The sequence below is a fragment of the Luteimonas sp. GW821-FHT14E02 genome (assembly GCF_058803905.1).
Window position 1 is genome coordinate 224,828 of record NZ_JBXAPK010000006.1, and the last position, 16,399, is coordinate 241,226.

Below are 16,399 nucleotides of genomic sequence, written 5' to 3' on the forward strand. Positions count from 1 at the left end.
ATGACCCGCTGGCGGCCGCCCGCAGAGAAAAGCACCGCACTGATCACGCCGGAAGGCCATGCGCGGCTGAAGAGCGAACTCGATGAACTCTGGCGCGTGAAGCGTCCGGAAGTGGTACGCGCGCTCGCCGCGGCCGCCGCCGAGGGCGACCGTTCCGAGAACGCCGAATACACCTATCGCAAGAAACAGCTCGGCGAGATCGACCGCCGCGTGCGTTACCTCAGCAAGCGCCTGGAAGCCTTGCGCGTCGTCGACACCCTGCCCTCCGACCGCGAAGCCGTGTTCTTCGGCGCCAACGTCGAACTGGAAGACGCGGTCACCGGCGAACTCTCGCGCTACCGAATCGTCGGCCCCGACGAAACCGATGCCAAGCGCGGCTGGATCAGCATCGATTCTCCGCTGGCCCGCGCCCTCTTGAAGAAACGCATCGACGACGAACTGGAAGCCGCGCTTCCGGGGGGCGTGCGCAAGTTCTACATCGTCGATGTGAACTACGAGTCAGCCTGAGGAGCTTCAGGCCGCGGTTTCGACTTCACCGTAGAGATCGTGCTCGTCACTGCCCATGATCCGCACCGAAACAAAATCGCCAGGCTTCAGTCCCGCCTCTGCACCGTCCTGGATCTGCACCAACCCGTCGATCTCCGGCGCATCAGCGGTCGAGCGCGCGATCGCAAGCTCACCATCGATCGCATCCACCATACACTGCTGCACGGTGCCCACCTTGTCTTCCAGCTTGGCCGTGCTGATCTCGGCCTGGCGCTCCATGAAACGCGCCAGACGTTCCTGCTTCACGTCTTCCGGCAGCGCATCCGGCAGATCGTTGGCCTTCGCGCCCTCGACCGGCGAATAGGCGAAGGCACCGACACGATCCAGCTGCGCTTCGTCGAGGAAATCCAGCAACTCCTCGAATTCGGCCTCGGTCTCGCCCGGAAAGCCAACGATGAAAGTCGAACGGATGGTGATCTCCGGGCAGATCTCGCGCCAACGATGGATGCGTTCCAGCGTCTTGTCCACGGCGCCGGGACGCTTCATCAGCTTGAGCACGCGCGGGCTGGCGTGCTGGAACGGAATGTCGAGGTATGGCAGCAGCTTCCCTTCCGCCATCAGCGGAATGATGCCGTCCACATGCGGATACGGATAGACGTAGTGCAGGCGCGTCCACACGCCAAGCTCCGACAACCCCTCGCACAAGGCCTGCATGCGCGTCTGATAGGACTTCCCGCGCCACTCGCGCTCGGCGTATTTCACATCGACGCCGTAGGCGGATGTGTCCTGCGAAATCACCAGCAGCTCGCGCACGCCGCCGCGCGCGAGACGTTCGGCCTCGCGCAGCACATCGTCGACCGGCCGCGACACCAGATCGCCGCGCATGGAGGGAATGATGCAGAAGCTGCAGCGATGGTTGCAGCCTTCCGAAATCTTGAGATAAGCGTAATGCCGCGGTGTGAGCTTGATCCCGACCTCGTCGAGGTCGGACGCGCGGCGCGGCACGAGATCGATGAAGGGATCGTGCTTCGGCGGCAGCGCGCGATGCACCGCTTCCATCACGCTGCCGTAATCCTGCGGCCCGCTGATCGAGAGCACATCCGGATGCGCCTCGCGGATCACTTCCTGGCGCTTGCCCAGGCAGCCGGTGACGATGACCTTGCCGTTCTCGGCCATGGCCTCGCCGATCGCGTCCAGCGATTCGGTCACCGCCGAGTCGATGAAACCGCAGGTGTTCACCACCACCACGTCGGCCGCGTCGTAGCTCTGCACGATGTCGTAGCCCTCCACGCGCAGCTGCGTGAGGATGCGTTCGGAATCGACCAGGGCCTTGGGGCAGCCGAGGCTGACGAAACCGACTTTGGGGTTGGCGAGGGACATAGGGCTAGGTCGTCTGGCGAGGCGGAATTATAGCGGCCCACGGCCAAGGAGCCTTGCATTTTCGGCCCCCAAATGGCCGTGGCGGTGCCCAACGGGAATTTTCCGGAGCCTTCGCTAGAATCCACCCGGCAGCGAGGTGCGCATGGGCGAGAAGATTCAAATCGAAGTCGCGGGGATCGGCACGGTCGACGGCTGGCTGGCCAAGCCCTCCGGCACGCCGCGCGGCGCGCTCGTGGTGATCCAGGAGATTTTCGGCGTCAATCCGCACATCCGCGCGGTCGTGGATGCGTATGCGCGTGACGACGGCTACATCGCGCTCGCGCCCGCCTTCTTCGATCCGGTCGAACGCGAGGTCGAACTGGGTTATGACGAGGAAGGCTTCCGGCACGGTCGTGAACTAGTCGGCGCGCTCGGCTTCGATCGGGCAATCGCCATCGTCGCGGCGGCAGCCGATTACCTGAAAGGCGTGGCCGATCCCGCATCGCAGAGCACGCATCGCATCGGCGCGGTCGGCTTCTGCTGGGGCGGCACGATCGCCTACCTTGCCAATACCCGGCTCGGCCTTCCCGCGGTGAGCTATTACGGCGCGCGCAACGTGCCATTCCTCGACGAAAGCCTGCGCGCTCCGATGATGTTCCATTTCGGCGAACACGACCGCGCCATTTCGCCGCAGGACGTGGCCCTGCATCGCGAGAAACAGCCAGACGCCGCCGTCTTCACCTATCCTGCAGGCCACGCCTTCAATCGCGACGTCGACCCCAACGCCTACGACGCACCCAGCGCGAAGCTTGCGCATGCACGAACCCTGGAACACTTTCGTTCCGCACTGTCCTGACCAAGGGGAAAGCGGTCATGTCACGCAAGCAAGCTCCGCCCTCGCACTACGAACTGCACCCTCAGCTGGCCGCCGACACGCACCCCGTCATCGCGCTCGCCTTGTGCGAATTGCGATTGATGGACGACAGCAACTATCCCTGGCTGGTGCTGGTGCCGCGCGTCCCCGACGCACGTGAACTGATCGACCTCGACAGCGACCAGCGCCGCGAACTGACCGAGGAAATCGACCTCGTCTCGCGCCTGCTGCGCGACCAGTTTCGCCCCTTCAAACTCAACGTCGCCGCGCTCGGCAATCTCGTACCGCAGCTGCACGTGCACGTCATCGCCCGCTTCGAGCACGATCCCGCCTGGCCCGCGCCGGTGTGGGGGCGTGTCACCGCCAAACCCTATACTCCCGAAGCGCTGGTCGATCGCATCAATGCCCTGCGTGAAGGCCTGCTGCTCTGATTCCCAGTCCCCGACGAGAGTCCATCGATGAAGTCTCTGCTCCTGGCGTTGCTGCTCGCTTCCGCCCTGCCCGCGCAAGCCGCACTGTTCGACAAATCACCTGAGAAAGCTGCTGCCGACGCCGCGCGCGACGGCTTGCTCGCGGCGACGATCTGGGTCGACGCGAGTTGGGGTTTCCGTAATCAAGGCGCGGCGAATTCGCTCAGTAAGGCACATCAGGCCTTCGCGAGCCGCGGCTACAAAGTGGTCAGTGTGCAGCCTTACATCGAGAACGGCGATCTGCAGGGCTTCTTTGTGACCTACCAGAAGCCCTAGCCGTTCGTTTCCGCCGAGAGTTCCTCGGCGATGGCGCGATCAAGTGCGCGGCAAGGTGACGCCGGTCTGCCCCTGGTACTTGCCGCCACGATCGCGGTACGAGGTCTCGCACACTTCATCCGACTGGAAGAACAGCATCTGCGCCACGCCTTCGTTGGCGTAGATGCGCGCCGGCAGCGGCGTGGTGTTGCTGAATTCGAGCGTGACGTGGCCTTCCCACTCCGGCTCCAGCGGCGTCACGTTGACGATGATGCCGCAACGCGCGTAGGTGCTTTTGCCCAGGCACACGACCAGCGTGTCGCGCGGGATGCGGAAGTACTCGACGGTGCGCGCCAACGCGAAAGAGTTCGGTGGGATGATGCAGACGTCTGCTTCGATATCGACGAAGCTACCGCTGTCGAAATGCTTCGGGTCAACGATGGTCGAGTTGATGTTGGTGAACACCTTGAACTCGCGCGAGCAGCGCACATCGTAGCCGTAGCTGGAGGTGCCGTAGCTGACGATACGGTGGCCGTCGGCGGCGGTCTTCACCTGTCCTGGCTCGAACGGCTCGATCATGCCGTGCTCTTTCGCCATCCGCTGGATCCAGCGGTCGCTCTTGATGCTCATGCGTTCTTCCCGAAGGCCTCGCGGCCGGATATGGATATTGTAGGGCGGGCCTTGGCCCGCCGCTGCCTCAATCTGCGCAACAGGCGGTGATTGGAGAAAAGCAATGCTGCGGCTCGATGGCGGGCCGAGGCCCGCCCTACAGCAGCGAGGCCGAGATCGGCGTCGCCGCGCGCGGCCGCTTCGCCAATTCTTCCGCCAATCTGCGCGCGGCCTGCCGATAGGCTTCAGCGGCCGGCGAATCCGGTTTCGCCGCCACGATCGGCGCACCGACATCGCCCTGCTCTCGGATGCCGATCTCCAGCGGCAGCGAGCCCAGTAGCGGGACGCCGTACTGCGCGGCCATCTTCTCGCCGCCGCCGCTGCCGAAGATGTGTTCGGCATGACCGCAGTTCGAGCATACGTGGATCGCCATGTTCTCGATCAGGCCCAGCACCGGCACCTGCACCTTCTCGAACATCTTCAGCGCCTTCCTGGCATCCAGCGTCGCCACGTCCTGCGGCGTGGTGACGATCACCGCGCCGGCCACCGGAATCTTCTGCGCCAGCGTCAGCTGGATGTCGCCGGTGCCGGGCGGCAGGTCGACGATCAGGTAGTCCAATCCCTCCTCGCCACCCCAGAGGGTCTCGTTGAGCAGTTGCGTCAGCGCCGAGGTGGCCATCGGGCCGCGCCAGATCATCGGGGTGTCCTGGTCGACCAGCAGTCCAATCGACATCGCCTCGACACCGTGGGCCTGCATCGGCTCGATCGACTTGCCATCGGGGCTGTCCGGCCGTCCGGACAGGCCCAGCATCATCGGCACGCTGGGGCCGTAGACGTCGGCATCCAGCACACCGACCCGCGCGCCATCGGCGGCCAGGGCCAGGGCCAGGTTCACCGCCGTCGTGGACTTGCCCACGCCGCCCTTTCCCGAGCCGATCGCAATGATGTTTCGGATGCGAGCCAGCGGCTGCAGGTTCGGTTGCACAACATGGGAAGGAGGACGCGCGCTCATCGGGGCCGTCCGGGTCTGGGGTTGCATCGCTTGCTCTGCATCGGGAACTCAATCTCGGAATTGTGCAACGCACAAAATCCCGGCGGCAACCGCGCCTGTCGATTCTGGCTGGCAGATGAATGTGGCAGCGCTATTAATATCATGTTAAGTTCACGTGTACGACATGTGAAGTTTGTCGTTAAGGGACGTAACTTATTGAAATTACTAGGGGATTCAATGATGAAAGTGCATGAATGGGGAATTCGACGACACCAATTGACGGCCGCGCTGTCGGCGGCACTGTTGATGCCGGCTTGTGGTGTCGCCCTGGCCCAGGAAGGACAGGAAGCACAAGCGAACACGCAAGCCTCGAGCGAAGTATCGTCTTCCTCCACGACCGAACTCGACAAGGTGACGGTTGTCGGCTCGCGCATCAAGCGAGCGGAGATCGAAGGTCCGACGCCGGTGACCGTGATCACCGCCGATGACATTGAAAAGCAAGGCTTTTCCACCGTTTACGACGCACTGACGACGTTGACCCAGTTCACCGGCTCGGTGCAGAACGAACTCAACCAGAACGGCTTCACGCCCAACGCCAGCTTCCTGAACCTGCGCGGCCTCGGCCCCGGCTATCAGCTGATCCTGATCAACGGGCGTCGCACGGCCGACTACCCGATGCCGTACAACAGCCAGTCCAACGCGGTGAACCTGGCCAACATCCCGGCAGCGGCCATCGAGCGCATCGAAGTGCTCTCGGGCGGCGCCTCGGCGATCTACGGCTCCGACGCGGTGGCCGGCGTGGTCAACATCGTCATGAAGACCAACTTCGATGGCGACGAGTTCACCCTGCGCGGTGGTACCACCACCCGTGGCGGCGGCGACAGCGCACGCCTGCAGTGGGTCGGCGGCAAGACCGGCGAGAAGTGGAACCTCACCTACGCCTTCGAGTATCTGTCGCGCGAGGAAATCTTCGCTTCGCAGCGTGATTTCATGGACTCGTATCGTGATGATCCGTCGGTGGATCCGAAAGACGCTACAGCCCCTGAAGGCCTTCGCTTACGTGACCGACTCGGAGGCAATCTGCGCATCTGGCCAACTGGGGTCACCGAAAACTGCAGTGGGACATTCCCGGAGTTCGAAGAATTTGTTTCCCCGACGTCACCGCAGCTTGGCACGCTCTGCGGATATTTTGGATATCCGGCCACTCAAGAAGTCCGCAACTCAGACAGCAATCTGAGCGCCTACTTGTATGGCACATACGACTTTAGCAATGGCCTCCAAGCGTTCGCCCAGATCAGCGCATCAAAAGCAGATGCCAACCTCGCCTCAGCGACACAATTTTGGCAAACACCTCTTTTCTACGATCCGAATCTGGGCACGATCGTCGACGGCCAGCGCATTTTCACTCCGTCGGACGCTGGCGGTCTTAGCGCCCAGCAAACAGAAATCAAGGAGCGATCCTTTGATATCGCCGCGGGACTGCGCGGCACTCTGTTCAACGATCGTTTCGACTGGGAAGCCACTTTCTCGCACGCTCGCTATGACCTGAAGACCAGCCAGCCTCGCCTCCTCGCGAACAATGTCAGCGAATATTTCTTGGGATCGCAACTCCCCGGGGTGGACCCGATTCTCGGTAGATACCCTATTTACGAACTCAACACTGATCGTTATTTCTCCCCACTCGCTCCTGACGTTTTTCAGTCAATGATCACCAAGGTGAAGACTGATGCAGAGTCGGAAGTTTCGCAGGCTTCGTTCGTTATATCGGGCGACCTGTTCGAACTTCCTGCCGGCCCTGTCGGAATAGCGGCAACGATCGAAGGAGCGCGCCAGAAATATGACTTGGAGCCAGATGCGCGTATTAGGCCCGATTACACGGGATCCGAGCCCATCTACAATCTGACCGGCACTGGGGGCGGTGGCGAACGTGATCGCTATGCGATTGGCGTCGAATTTAGTATTCCGATCCTCGAACCGCTAAAGATGAGTCTGGCGGGCCGTTACGACAAATACGACGACATTACGGATGTGGATGGTGCCTTTACCTGGTCCGCCGGTCTCGAATACCGTCCAGTTGAAAGCTTGCTGTTGCGCGGTAGCTACGCAACCAGTTTCCGCGCACCGGACATGCATTACATCTTTGCGGAAGAATCCGGCTTCTTCACTACAGTGCTGGACGAGTACCGCTGCCGACGCGATGGCTTTAACCCGACGGATCCCAATGGCCCTTGCGCCACCTCGGAATATACATACAGCGTGTTCGGCACACGTCAGGGCAGCAAGGACCTGCACGAAGAGGAAGGCAAATCGGCCACATTTGGCTTTGTGTGGGACATCATCGATGGTATGTCGCTGAGCATGGACTACTATCGAATCAAACTTGAGGGGGCAGTTGAGGATATTAGCCCCAGCTATTTGTTGCGCGAGGAAGCAGCCTGCCGCCTGGGAACTGATCGTGCCGGCAATCCTGTCGATCCGAGCTCGACTGACTGCCAGTACTTCACCGACCTAGTTACACGCCTGGGCGTCGATGAAGTCAATGACGATGAAATCGACAGCTATTTGTCCTTCCCAATCAACCAAACCATGCTGGAAACTAGCGGTATCGATGCTCGCTGGCGCTATCGCCTCGACACCGACCGGCTGGGTCAGTTCAACTTCGGCCTGGGCTGGACGCATGTGCTGAAGATGGAAGATCAGGAGTTCCCGGGAAGCGAAATCCGCAACATCCGCGACCACAAGCAGTTCTTCAACTTCCGCAGCCGCGTGAACTGGGAAGTGAACTGGGAACTGGACGACTGGACCGTCAACGTCAACGGTTACCGCTGGGGTTCGCTGCCAAACTGGGAGGAAAGTGGCCGCATTGGTTCCTATGTCATCTGGAACCTGGCAGTCCAGAAGGAAATCACCGAGAAAGCCACGATTGGCATCGCGGTCAACAACGTGCTCGACGAGCTGCACCCGAAGGACAATACGTACAACTCGTATCCGTTCTTCTGGCGCGCCTACAGCCCGATCGGCCGCGAGGTTTTCGCCAGCTTCAAGTACAAGTTCAACTGATCCATGCAAGACACGGAAGCCCGGCGAAAGCCGGGCTTCTGCTTTTTGGTCGGTCCAAAATCGAAGCCCTGAGGCACAAGCGCTCGACCAGACATGCCGCCGCCGGAATCAGCAACCCAAAGGCGCATCGGGTACGCTAGAACCGTCATCAGCCTTCCTGGGAGAGAAAGATGCGTATTCGATCCGTCGCCTGCCTGTTCCTGCTCGCATTGCTGCCCGCCGCCGCATCCGCGCAGGATTCACCGATCGGCCGCTGGAAAACCATCGACGACGAAACCGGCAAGCCGAAGTCGATCGTGGAGATCACCCAGGCGTCGAACGGGACACTGCAGGGCAAGGTGGTGGAGATTCTGCAGTCCGAACACGGACCGAATCCGTTGTGCGAGAAGTGCGAAGGCACCAACAAGGACAAGCCGGTCAGGGGCATGACCATCTTGTGGGGACTCAAGAAGGACGGAAAAATCTGGAGCGGCGGCCGGGTGCTCGACCCGAACAACGGAAAGACCTACAAGTCCAAGCTCGAGCTTCTGGATGGCGGGCGGAAACTTGGCATGTCGGGATGCATTGCTTTCATCTGCCGCCAGCAAGTCTGGTTGCACCAACAGTAGGAACGCTTTCGCGATCCGGATGGCTGAATCAAGCGATTGCGACCGATGCTGGAAAGGGATTGGCGCTCAGTCGCACGCGATGCCGTCCATGACGCGGCGATACAGGCTTCGGAACGTCCGGCCTATCGCCGCGCTGACGGCGCGGCTCTAGATCCATGGCCGGGCGTTCGGGACCGCAGCCGATGCCGATAGGGCATCGGCTAAGCGCAATCCCTCACCCTTTCAGCAACGCGGTCTTGAGGTCTTCCTGCACCGGCTTCTTGCCGACCCACAGACCCAGCAGCGCCGACACCATCTGCGGACTGCGGATTTCATCGAGCTGCTTGCCCTTGTAGCTGATCCGGGTGCTGCCCTCGGCGCTGAAGTCCAGCGTCAGGCGATCACCCTCTTTCACGTTGCCGACCTGCTTGAACAATCCATCGAGTTCAGCGATCTGCGGCTTGAGCGCATTGAACTCGGCGGCCGTGAGGCTGTTCTCCAGGCCTTCGTGGAACGCTTCGGACAGCGTGGCCGCTTCGAGGTCGCGCTTCATCACCAGCACGGCGCGGCGCGGCTCCTTGGCGTTCTGGATGGCGCTGCCGTCCTTGGTCTTCGCCGGCACGTACAGGCCGATCACGTAGACCTTGAACATCGCGTACTTGACGCGCACACCGGCGCCATTGAGTACCAGGTTGGTTCCACCGACGGTCACCGAATCCTCGAGTTTGACGCCGGAGACCTGGGCCGCAGGCGCGGCGGCGGTGGCGATAGCGAGCAAGAGAAACAAGATCAGGCGGCTGTTGACTCCACGTTTCATGCTGTTGACTCCAATGGCTGTGGTCGAAAAATCACCGGTGAAGACCCTCGTCGAAAGCCGCGCGCACCGTCGGCGCGGCATCAGCACCCGCCCCCTCCCGGAGATCGAGTCGACGGAACATAACACGGCAGTTCCGCGACGGAATGGTCCTCCCGCCGGGCTGAACGGAAGCCGTTCCCCTCCTTCCGCGTGTGATAATCCAGGCATTCCTGTCTGCCACCCCTCACCACACGCATCATGCCTCGCACCGCCCTCGTCACGACCGCCCTGCCCTATGCCAACGGGCCGCTCCATCTCGGCCATCTGGTGGGCTACATCCAGGCCGACATCTGGGTGCGCGCGCGGCGAATGGCCGGCGCGACCACGCATTTCGTCTGCGCCGACGACACGCACGGCACGCCGATCATGCTGGCGGCGGAAAAGGCCGGGACCACGCCGGAGCAGTTCATCGCCGGCATCCAGGCCAGCCACGAGCGTGATTTCGCCGCGTTCGGAGTGGCGTTCGATCACTACGACTCGACCAATTCCGAGCGCAACCGCGCGCTGACCGAGGCGTTCTACACGAAGCTCGACGCCAACGGCCACATCTCGCGGCGCTCGGTGGCGCAGCTGTACGATCCGGTGAAGGGCATGTTCCTACCCGATCGTTACGTGAAGGGCATCTGCCCCAACTGCGGCACACCGGATCAGTACGGAGACAACTGCGAGAACTGCGGCGCGACGTATTCACCTACTGAATTGAAATCACCGTACTCGGTGGTCAGCGGCGCGACGCCGGAGCTGCGCGAGTCCGAGCATTTCTTCTTCGAGGTCGGCCAATTCGATGCCTTCCTGCGCGAATGGCTGTCGGGCGACGTCGCCACGCCCGGCGTGAAGGCGAAGCTGCAGGAATGGCTGGATGGCGAAGGCGGACTGCGCGCCTGGGACATCTCGCGCGACGCGCCCTACTTCGGTTTCGAGATCCCCGGTCATCCCGGCAAGTTCCTCTACGTCTGGCTGGATGCGCCGATCGGTTATCTCAGCAGCTTCCAGGCGCTGTGCGAGCGCACCGGCCTGAATTTCTTCGATTACCTTGCCCGCGACAGCGCGACGGAGATGCACCACTTCATCGGCAAGGACATCGTCAACTTCCACGGCCTGTTCTGGCCGGCCGTGCTGCATGGCGCCGGCTTCCGCGCGCCGACGCGGCTGCACGTCAACGGCTACCTGATGGTGGACGGCGCCAAGATGTCGAAATCGCGCGGCACCTTCGTCATGGCGCGCACGTATCTCGACAGCGGCCTGCCACCGGAAGCCTTGCGCTACTACTTCGCCGCGAAATCCTCCGGCGGCGTCGACGATCTCGACCTCAATCTCAGCGACTTCGTCGCGCGCGTTAATTCGGACGTGGTCGGCAAGTTCGTCAACCTCGCCAGCCGCTGCGCCGGCTTCATCGAGAAGCGTTTCGGCGGACGCCTCGCCGCCGCGTTGCCCGATGCGGCGATGTATGCACGCTTCGTCGAGTCGCTCGCGCCCGTGCGCGAGGCCTACGAGCGCAACGACGCCGCGTCCGCGTTGCGCGCGACCATGGCGCTGGCCGACGAAGCCAACCGCTACATCGACGACCACAAGCCCTGGGGGCTGGCGAAGCAGGAAGGCGCCGAGGACGAGTTGCAGCGTGTTTGTACGCAAGGACTGAACCTGTTTCGCGTCCTGTCCGCGGCGCTCGCACCGGTGTTGCCGGCGATGACGCGCCAGATCGCACACTTCCTCGCCACGCCGCTCGACAACTGGCACGCGCTCGATGCGCCTTTGCTCGACCACGTGATCCAGCCCTACACACCATTGTTCACCCGACTCGACCCGAAACAGATCGAAGCCATGACCGAAGCCAGCAAGGAAACCCTTTCGTCCACCGGCAATGGCAACGAAGCCGCGAAAGCCGCGCCCGTTGCCGCGGCGCCGGCCACGTCCACGGCTCCGGCCCTCGGCGAGACGGTTGGCATCGACGATTTCGCCAAGCTCGACCTGCGCATCGGCAAGGTGCTGGCCTGTTCCTTCGTCGACGGCTCGGACAAGCTGCTGCGCTTCGAACTGGATGCCGGCGAACTGGGTAAGCGCCAGATCTTCTCGGGCATTCGCGCCAGCTACGGCGAGCCGGAGAAGCTGGTTGGACGCAACGTCGTCTTCATCGCCAATCTGGCGCCGCGCAAGATGCGCTTTGGCGTGAGCGAAGGCATGATCCTGTCCGCCGGTTTCGACGGCGGCGATCTGAAACTGCTCGATGCTGATGCGGGCGCGCAGCCGGGCATGCCGGTGCGATGAAAGCGGCCGGGCCTGCTTCTGCTCGTCATTCCCGCGAAGGCGCGAATCCAGTGTCTTTTGCTTGGCCGCCAGATGGCCTCCTAAAGAACAAAGCTCCTGGATTCCTGCCTTCGCGGGAATGACGAGCAACAGCAGTACGCTCGCGACTTGCCAACCATTCGTCCGATGTCCGCCGACCTCATCAACCGCATCGATCGCCTCCTGCCGCAAACCCAGTGCGGGCAATGCGGCTACGACGGCTGCCGGCCCTACGCCGAGGCGATGGCGCGTCACGAGGCGGACATCGATCGCTGCCCGCCGGGCGGCGACGCGGGCGCACGTACGCTCGCGAGGCTACTGGACGTGCCAGAAAAGCCTTACGACCGCACGCGGGGCACGCACAAACCGCCGAGCGTCGCCGTCGTCATCGAGGCCGACTGCATCGGCTGCACCAAGTGCATCCAGGCCTGCCCGGTTGACGCCATCATCGGCGGTTCGAAACTGATGCACACCGTGCTCGAACCGCTGTGCACCGGCTGCGAGCTTTGCGTGCCCGCCTGCCCGGTCGATTGCATCGAGATGATTGTTAGCGCCTGACGATCAGCGCCGGCGCGATTTCTTTTTCGGCGCCGCACCCTGGGTCTTGCAGACCGAGCAGATGCGCTCGACCGTATAACCCTTCGCACGCAGTTTCTCGACGACGCCGTCGCTGCCCAGCAGATGCAGCGTCCCGACCACCACCAGCGTGTCGTCGGTCCCGGGTTCGCTCAACATCGCCTCGATCTTCGGCACCCAGGTATCGTTGCGCGCGACGTTGATGCGCTGGTACAGCCTGGGATATTCCTGCTTCATCTCCGCCGCCATCTCGTCCCACAGCTTGGCTTCGTCGGCGGCGCGCCAGGCCGTGTGCATGTCCTCGATTTCCTGGTTGCCCTCGTTCGCTTCCGAGATGGATTCATCGAGGAACTGCAACTGCTCATCGCCATTCATCCCGTCGAGGAAGGCGATCTGCTCGTCCGCCGTCTCCAGACCGGAGGCCGGCTTCTTCGCCGCGGCGGCTGCGGCGATGAAATGCTGATCGAGGCCGAGCTTGGCATCCAGGCCATATTTTCCCATCTCGATCAGCGTGATCAGCAGGCCGACGTACCACGGCTCGAAACGTTGCAGCGCCTGTGGCGGCATGCCGATCTGCTGCAGGGAACTCTGATTGGCATCGACCCACGCTTTCAGTTTCGCCCTCAGCTCGGGCGACAGTTCGCTATCGAGCGTCTTGCCGTCCAGGCGCATGGCCGCCTGCGCCATCCGCAATCCCAGCTGCGGCGAGGTCATTTCATCCGGCCCGAGTTCGAACACCAGTGATTTCGAGTCGGCGAATGCCTTGTTCACATCCGACGACAAAGGATAGTCATCGGGTTTGAGCAAATGGAACGAGCCCAGCAGATAGACCGCGTTGTCCGCATCGGACACCTTCCACAGCAGCGGCACCGGCGGATCCTTCGGCGGCACGAACACGACGGTTTCCACCGGCAGGCTCGAATGCACAACAGGCGGCTGCACGGCGGGCATCGAATCCGGCGACTGCGCATCGGCGCCGCTGATCAGCAGGAGACAGGCCGCCAAGGGCAGCAGCGCGGTGCGGAGTTTTGCGATCGGCATCGTGAGCATGACGTTCTTCGGATCAGTGCTTGGACGCGGCGTACTGCTTCTCGCCGGACGTGATCGCCAGATCGAGCCGGTTCTCCGGCGGCGGCAACGGGCAGGTCGCGAACGGCGTGAACGCGCACGGCGGGTTGTAGGCGCGATTGAAATCGAGCACGACCTTGCCGGTGGCGTCGGGTTTGTCGGCATATAGGAAACGTCCCGCGCTGTAGCTGCCATGGCCGTTGGTGCGATCGGCGAAGATCAGGAACAGGCTGCCGTCGCCTTCGTCCAGCGCCTCGATGCGATAGGTCTTGCCGTCGCGCTGGAATTCCACCGCGCCCGGATTCGGCACGTCGTTGGTGTCGCCGATGATGTCGGGAATCGGAATCGTCTTGCCCGGCGCGTTGGCGACGAACTTGGCGTCGACCTTCCACGACGGATCGGTTGGCCAGTATTCGAGTCCGGCGAATCCGGTGCGGGTTTCCGCATCGGCGTGCTTGACGCGCAAGGCACGGCGACCGCTACGCTCGATCACCGTGATCTTGCCCTTGCCGTCGTCGAAGCCGATCACGCTCGGCGTCTCGCTCTTGTCGTCGAACAGTTGCACGCGCCCCTTGAGCGGCTTGTCGTCGAGGGTCAGCACCACGCCTCGTTCGGGCGTGAAGAACAGCTCGCCGTCCTTCTGCTGCAGCAGGCCCATCTTCTCCGGCCCCTTGGCGAGACGGATGCCGCTGCCTGGGCTGCTGCCGATGTAATGCGCCTTGAGCTGGATCCAGTGCAGACCGATCAGGCTGGTCCAGCCGTCGGGCTTGAGCAGATTGTCATGGCGTTCCTTGCGCCAGGCGTCTTCCTCGGCGACGAAAGCGGGGCTGGCGGGTTTCGCCGGCGCCGACGTCGGTGCCGAGTCCGGCTTGGCCGTCGCCGCCGCAGATGTCGATTGCGAGGATTCGCCGCACGCGGCAAGCACGCAGCCACACAACAGCATGAGACATACCCTCGTGAAGCGCACCATCGTTTTTCGCATTGTCATCAGCGTCCTCGCAGGAACCAGCGATCGATTTCGGGAAGGGTGAAGCGCGCCCAGGTGGGGCGCCCGTGATTGCATTGTCCGGAGCGCTCGGTGGCTTCCATCTCGCGCAGCAGCGCGTTCATCTCCGGAACGGTCAGACGACGATGCGCGCGGACAGCGCCATGACAGGCCATCGTCGACAGCAATTCGTCGCGCGCCGATTTCACGCGCAGGCTTTCGCCATGCTCGCGCAGATCGGTCAGCACGTCGCGCAGCAGGGCTTCGGTATCGCCCTGGGCCAGCAACGCCGGCACGCTGCGCAGCAGCAGCGTCTGCGGGCCGGTGCGCGTGAGCTCAAAGCCCAGTTCGGCCAGGGTTACGGCCTCGCGTTCGGCGACGTCGGCCTCGCGCTCGCTCACGGCGACACTCTGCGGTACGAGCAGCGGTTGCGTGCGCAGGCCCTCGCCGTCGTGCGCGTTCTTCAGTTTTTCGTAGCCGATGCGCTCGTGCGCGGCGTGCATGTCGACGACGATCAGGCCGTCGGCGGTTTCGGCCAATACGTAAATACCGTGCAGCTGCGCGATCGCGTAGCCGAGCGGCGGCACGCTGTCGTCGCGCGTTTCCGGCAAGCCGTAGTTCGCGACGATGGGGGCTTCCAGTCCCGCCTGCCCGGTTGGCTGCATGGCCGGTGCGGAAGACGGCCCATAAAGCGCCGCATAAGCCGCGCGCGCCTCGTCCACGCGCAGCGACAGGCCTTGCTGCGATGCGCCGAACGCATATGGCGGCGGATTCGACGACCAAGCGGGAGCGGCCTGCATCCCGCCCTCCGCGACCGCCATCGATTGCGACGCGCCCGTCGAGACCGCGGCACCAGCGCCCGCGCGCGTCTCCGCGAGCGCGTCGTGCAGCGTGCGATAGACGAAATCGTGGACGAGCCGCGAATCGCGGAATCGCACCTCGTGCTTGGCCGGATGCACGTTGACGTCGACCCGTGTCGGATCGAGTTCCAGGAACAGCACGTAGGCCGGCTGGCGGCCATGGAACAGCACGTCGGCGTAGGCCTGCTTCACCGCGTGCGCGATGTTGCGGTCGCGCACGCTGCGGCCGTTGACGTAGAGGTATTGCTGATCGGCGCTGGCACGCGAATACACCGGCTGCGCGATCCAGCCGTGCAGTCGCAGTCCGGCGGCTTCGTGCTCGACGCGCAGCGCGTGCTTGGCGAATTCCTCGCCCAGGGTTTCGACCAGGCGCTCGCCGGAGAACAGTTCGCCATCGCCTTTGTAGCGGCGTGATGGTTTGCCGTTGTGCGAGACGCGCAGTTCCACATCCGGACGCGCCAGCGCCAGCGAGCGCAGCCATTCCTCGATGTGGCCGAGTTCGGTGCGCTCCGCGCGCAGGAACTTGCGTCGCGCCGGCACGTTGTAGAACAGATCGCGCACCTCGACGGTGGTGCCGCGCGGATGCGGCTTCGGCGCGAGTTCGCCGACGTTGCCGCCTTCGACATGCAAGGCCGTGCCACGCTCGTCCTCGTTGCGTCGCGAACTGAGGACGAAGCGGCTGACCGAGGCGATCGAAGGCAGGGCTTCGCCACGGAAGCCCAGGGTGGCAACGGATTCGAGATCGTCCAGCGAGGCGATCTTGCTGGTGGCGTGACGCGATATCGCCAGCGGGAGTTCGTCCGCGGCGATGCCGCCACCGTCATCGCGCACGCGGATCAGGCGGACGCCGCCTTCTTCCAGGTCGATGTCGATGCGGCGCGCGCCGGCATCGAGCGCGTTCTCGACCAGCTCCTTGACGACGGAGGCGGGACGCTCGACGACTTCGCCGGCGGCGATCTGATTGATGAGAATTTCGGGAAGCTGACGGATGCTCACCCGGGAATGATACGGGAGACGGAAGAAACCGACGGGAGACGCCGGACAACTTTCCGTTCCCGTCTCGTCTTTTTGTCTCTACGA

Annotated in this window: 15 protein-coding genes; 8 read left to right on the forward strand and 7 right to left on the reverse strand. The window is 63.1% G+C overall.

Annotated features, from left to right (window positions below):
* Entirely contained in the window at positions 1 to 507 is a 507-nt protein-coding gene (gene greB / locus AC1RNP_RS12065; RefSeq protein WP_493051512.1) for a transcription elongation factor GreB, read from the forward strand.
* Positions 508 to 513: 6 nt separating this feature from the next.
* On the opposite strand, the gene rimO is transcribed toward greB, so the two are convergent.
* Positions 514 to 1,866 (reverse strand): 30S ribosomal protein S12 methylthiotransferase RimO, encoded by a 1,353-nt coding sequence (rimO, locus tag AC1RNP_RS12070; protein ID WP_493051513.1) that lies wholly within the window; start codon positions 1,864 to 1,866, stop codon positions 514 to 516.
* Between the two features lie 142 nt (positions 1,867 to 2,008).
* On the opposite strand from rimO, the gene AC1RNP_RS12075 reads away from it, so the two are divergent.
* From AC1RNP_RS12075 to AC1RNP_RS12085, 3 genes are read left to right on the forward strand one after another with little or no spacing between them, the layout of a single operon-like run.
* Entirely contained in the window at positions 2,009 to 2,701 is a 693-nt protein-coding gene (locus AC1RNP_RS12075; RefSeq protein WP_493051514.1) for a dienelactone hydrolase family protein, read from the forward strand.
* Positions 2,702 to 2,718: 17 nt separating this feature from the next.
* Entirely contained in the window at positions 2,719 to 3,150 is a 432-nt protein-coding gene (locus AC1RNP_RS12080) for an HIT domain-containing protein (RefSeq protein ID WP_493051515.1), read from the forward strand.
* Between the two features lie 27 nt (positions 3,151 to 3,177).
* Positions 3,178 to 3,465: a hypothetical protein gene (locus tag AC1RNP_RS12085; RefSeq protein ID WP_493051516.1), complete on the forward strand. Its 288-nt coding sequence runs from the start codon at positions 3,178 to 3,180 to the stop codon at positions 3,463 to 3,465.
* Between the two features lie 39 nt (positions 3,466 to 3,504).
* Here the strand turns inward: AC1RNP_RS12085 and dcd are convergent, their stop codons facing one another.
* Together dcd and apbC are read right to left on the reverse strand one after the other, a co-directional pair.
* Positions 3,505 to 4,074: a dCTP deaminase gene (dcd, locus tag AC1RNP_RS12090; protein ID WP_226470471.1), complete on the reverse strand. Its 570-nt coding sequence runs from the start codon at positions 4,072 to 4,074 to the stop codon at positions 3,505 to 3,507.
* 136 nt (positions 4,075 to 4,210) lie between these two features.
* Positions 4,211 to 5,065 carry an iron-sulfur cluster carrier protein ApbC gene (gene apbC, locus AC1RNP_RS12095; protein WP_493051517.1) on the reverse strand — a complete coding sequence of 285 codons (855 nt, stop codon included), beginning with the start codon at positions 5,063 to 5,065 and terminating at the stop codon, positions 4,211 to 4,213.
* 219 nt (positions 5,066 to 5,284) lie between these two features.
* Here apbC and AC1RNP_RS12100 point away from each other — a divergent pair, with 219 nt between their 5' ends.
* Both AC1RNP_RS12100 and AC1RNP_RS12105 read left to right on the forward strand, forming a co-directional pair.
* A complete protein-coding gene (locus AC1RNP_RS12100; RefSeq protein WP_493051518.1) occupies positions 5,285 to 8,104 on the forward strand; it encodes a TonB-dependent receptor plug domain-containing protein in 2,820 nt (939 codons plus the stop codon).
* Positions 8,105 to 8,280: 176 nt separating this feature from the next.
* Entirely contained in the window at positions 8,281 to 8,712 is a 432-nt protein-coding gene (locus AC1RNP_RS12105) for a DUF2147 domain-containing protein (RefSeq protein ID WP_493051579.1), read from the forward strand.
* Positions 8,713 to 8,926: 214 nt separating this feature from the next.
* Here AC1RNP_RS12105 and AC1RNP_RS12110 read toward each other — a convergent pair whose 3' ends face one another.
* On the reverse strand, positions 8,927 to 9,508 hold the full coding sequence (locus tag AC1RNP_RS12110) for a chalcone isomerase family protein (RefSeq protein WP_493051519.1): 582 nt from the start codon (positions 9,506 to 9,508) through the stop codon (positions 8,927 to 8,929).
* Between the two features lie 237 nt (positions 9,509 to 9,745).
* Between AC1RNP_RS12110 and metG the strand changes: the two genes are divergently transcribed.
* Both metG and rnfB read left to right on the forward strand, forming a co-directional pair.
* Positions 9,746 to 11,812, forward strand: coding sequence for a methionine--tRNA ligase (gene metG, locus AC1RNP_RS12115; RefSeq protein ID WP_493051521.1), 2,067 nt, complete (start codon positions 9,746 to 9,748; stop codon positions 11,810 to 11,812).
* A gap of 165 nt (positions 11,813 to 11,977) precedes the next feature.
* Positions 11,978 to 12,388 (forward strand): Rnf electron transport complex subunit RnfB, encoded by a 411-nt coding sequence (gene rnfB / locus AC1RNP_RS12120; RefSeq protein WP_493051522.1) that lies wholly within the window; start codon positions 11,978 to 11,980, stop codon positions 12,386 to 12,388.
* Between the two features lie 3 nt (positions 12,389 to 12,391).
* On the opposite strand, the gene AC1RNP_RS12125 is transcribed toward rnfB, so the two are convergent.
* The 3 genes from AC1RNP_RS12125 to mutL are packed head-to-tail and all read right to left on the reverse strand — an operon-like array spanning position 12,392 to position 16,315.
* Positions 12,392 to 13,447, reverse strand: a complete 1,056-nt coding sequence (locus AC1RNP_RS12125) for a TraB/GumN family protein (protein ID WP_493051580.1) — start codon at positions 13,445 to 13,447, stop codon at positions 12,392 to 12,394.
* A 22-nt stretch (positions 13,448 to 13,469) separates the two neighbouring features.
* Positions 13,470 to 14,417 carry a DUF1684 domain-containing protein gene (locus tag AC1RNP_RS12130; protein ID WP_493051523.1) on the reverse strand — a complete coding sequence of 316 codons (948 nt, stop codon included), beginning with the start codon at positions 14,415 to 14,417 and terminating at the stop codon, positions 13,470 to 13,472.
* A gap of 44 nt (positions 14,418 to 14,461) precedes the next feature.
* Complete coding sequence (gene mutL / locus AC1RNP_RS12135) at positions 14,462 to 16,315, reverse strand: DNA mismatch repair endonuclease MutL (protein WP_493051524.1); 1,854 nt, start codon at positions 16,313 to 16,315, stop codon at positions 14,462 to 14,464.
* Positions 16,316 to 16,399 lie beyond the last annotated feature (84 nt).

Excerpts from the sequence above, each read along its gene's own strand:
- AC1RNP_RS12075 (WP_493051514.1), top strand. The coding sequence starts at position 2,009 with ATGGGCGAGAAGATTCAAATCGAAGTCGCGGGGATCGGCACGGTCGAC.
- apbC (WP_493051517.1), bottom strand. The coding sequence starts at position 5,065 with ATGAGCGCGCGTCCTCCTTCCCATGTTGTGCAACCGAACCTGCAGCCG.
- greB (WP_493051512.1), top strand. The coding sequence starts at position 1 with ATGACCCGCTGGCGGCCGCCCGCAGAGAAAAGCACCGCACTGATCACG.
- AC1RNP_RS12125 (WP_493051580.1), bottom strand. The coding sequence starts at position 13,447 with ATGCCGATCGCAAAACTCCGCACCGCGCTGCTGCCCTTGGCGGCCTGT.
- AC1RNP_RS12110 (WP_493051519.1), bottom strand. The coding sequence starts at position 9,508 with ATGAAACGTGGAGTCAACAGCCGCCTGATCTTGTTTCTCTTGCTCGCT.
- AC1RNP_RS12080 (WP_493051515.1), top strand. The coding sequence starts at position 2,719 with ATGTCACGCAAGCAAGCTCCGCCCTCGCACTACGAACTGCACCCTCAG.
- metG (WP_493051521.1), top strand. The coding sequence starts at position 9,746 with ATGCCTCGCACCGCCCTCGTCACGACCGCCCTGCCCTATGCCAACGGG.
- AC1RNP_RS12130 (WP_493051523.1), bottom strand. The coding sequence starts at position 14,417 with ATGCTGTTGTGTGGCTGCGTGCTTGCCGCGTGCGGCGAATCCTCGCAA.
- AC1RNP_RS12100 (WP_493051518.1), top strand. The coding sequence starts at position 5,285 with ATGAAAGTGCATGAATGGGGAATTCGACGACACCAATTGACGGCCGCG.
- AC1RNP_RS12085 (WP_493051516.1), top strand. The coding sequence starts at position 3,178 with ATGAAGTCTCTGCTCCTGGCGTTGCTGCTCGCTTCCGCCCTGCCCGCG.
- rnfB (WP_493051522.1), top strand. The coding sequence starts at position 11,978 with ATGTCCGCCGACCTCATCAACCGCATCGATCGCCTCCTGCCGCAAACC.
- rimO (WP_493051513.1), bottom strand. The coding sequence starts at position 1,866 with ATGTCCCTCGCCAACCCCAAAGTCGGTTTCGTCAGCCTCGGCTGCCCC.
- dcd (WP_226470471.1), bottom strand. The coding sequence starts at position 4,074 with ATGAGCATCAAGAGCGACCGCTGGATCCAGCGGATGGCGAAAGAGCAC.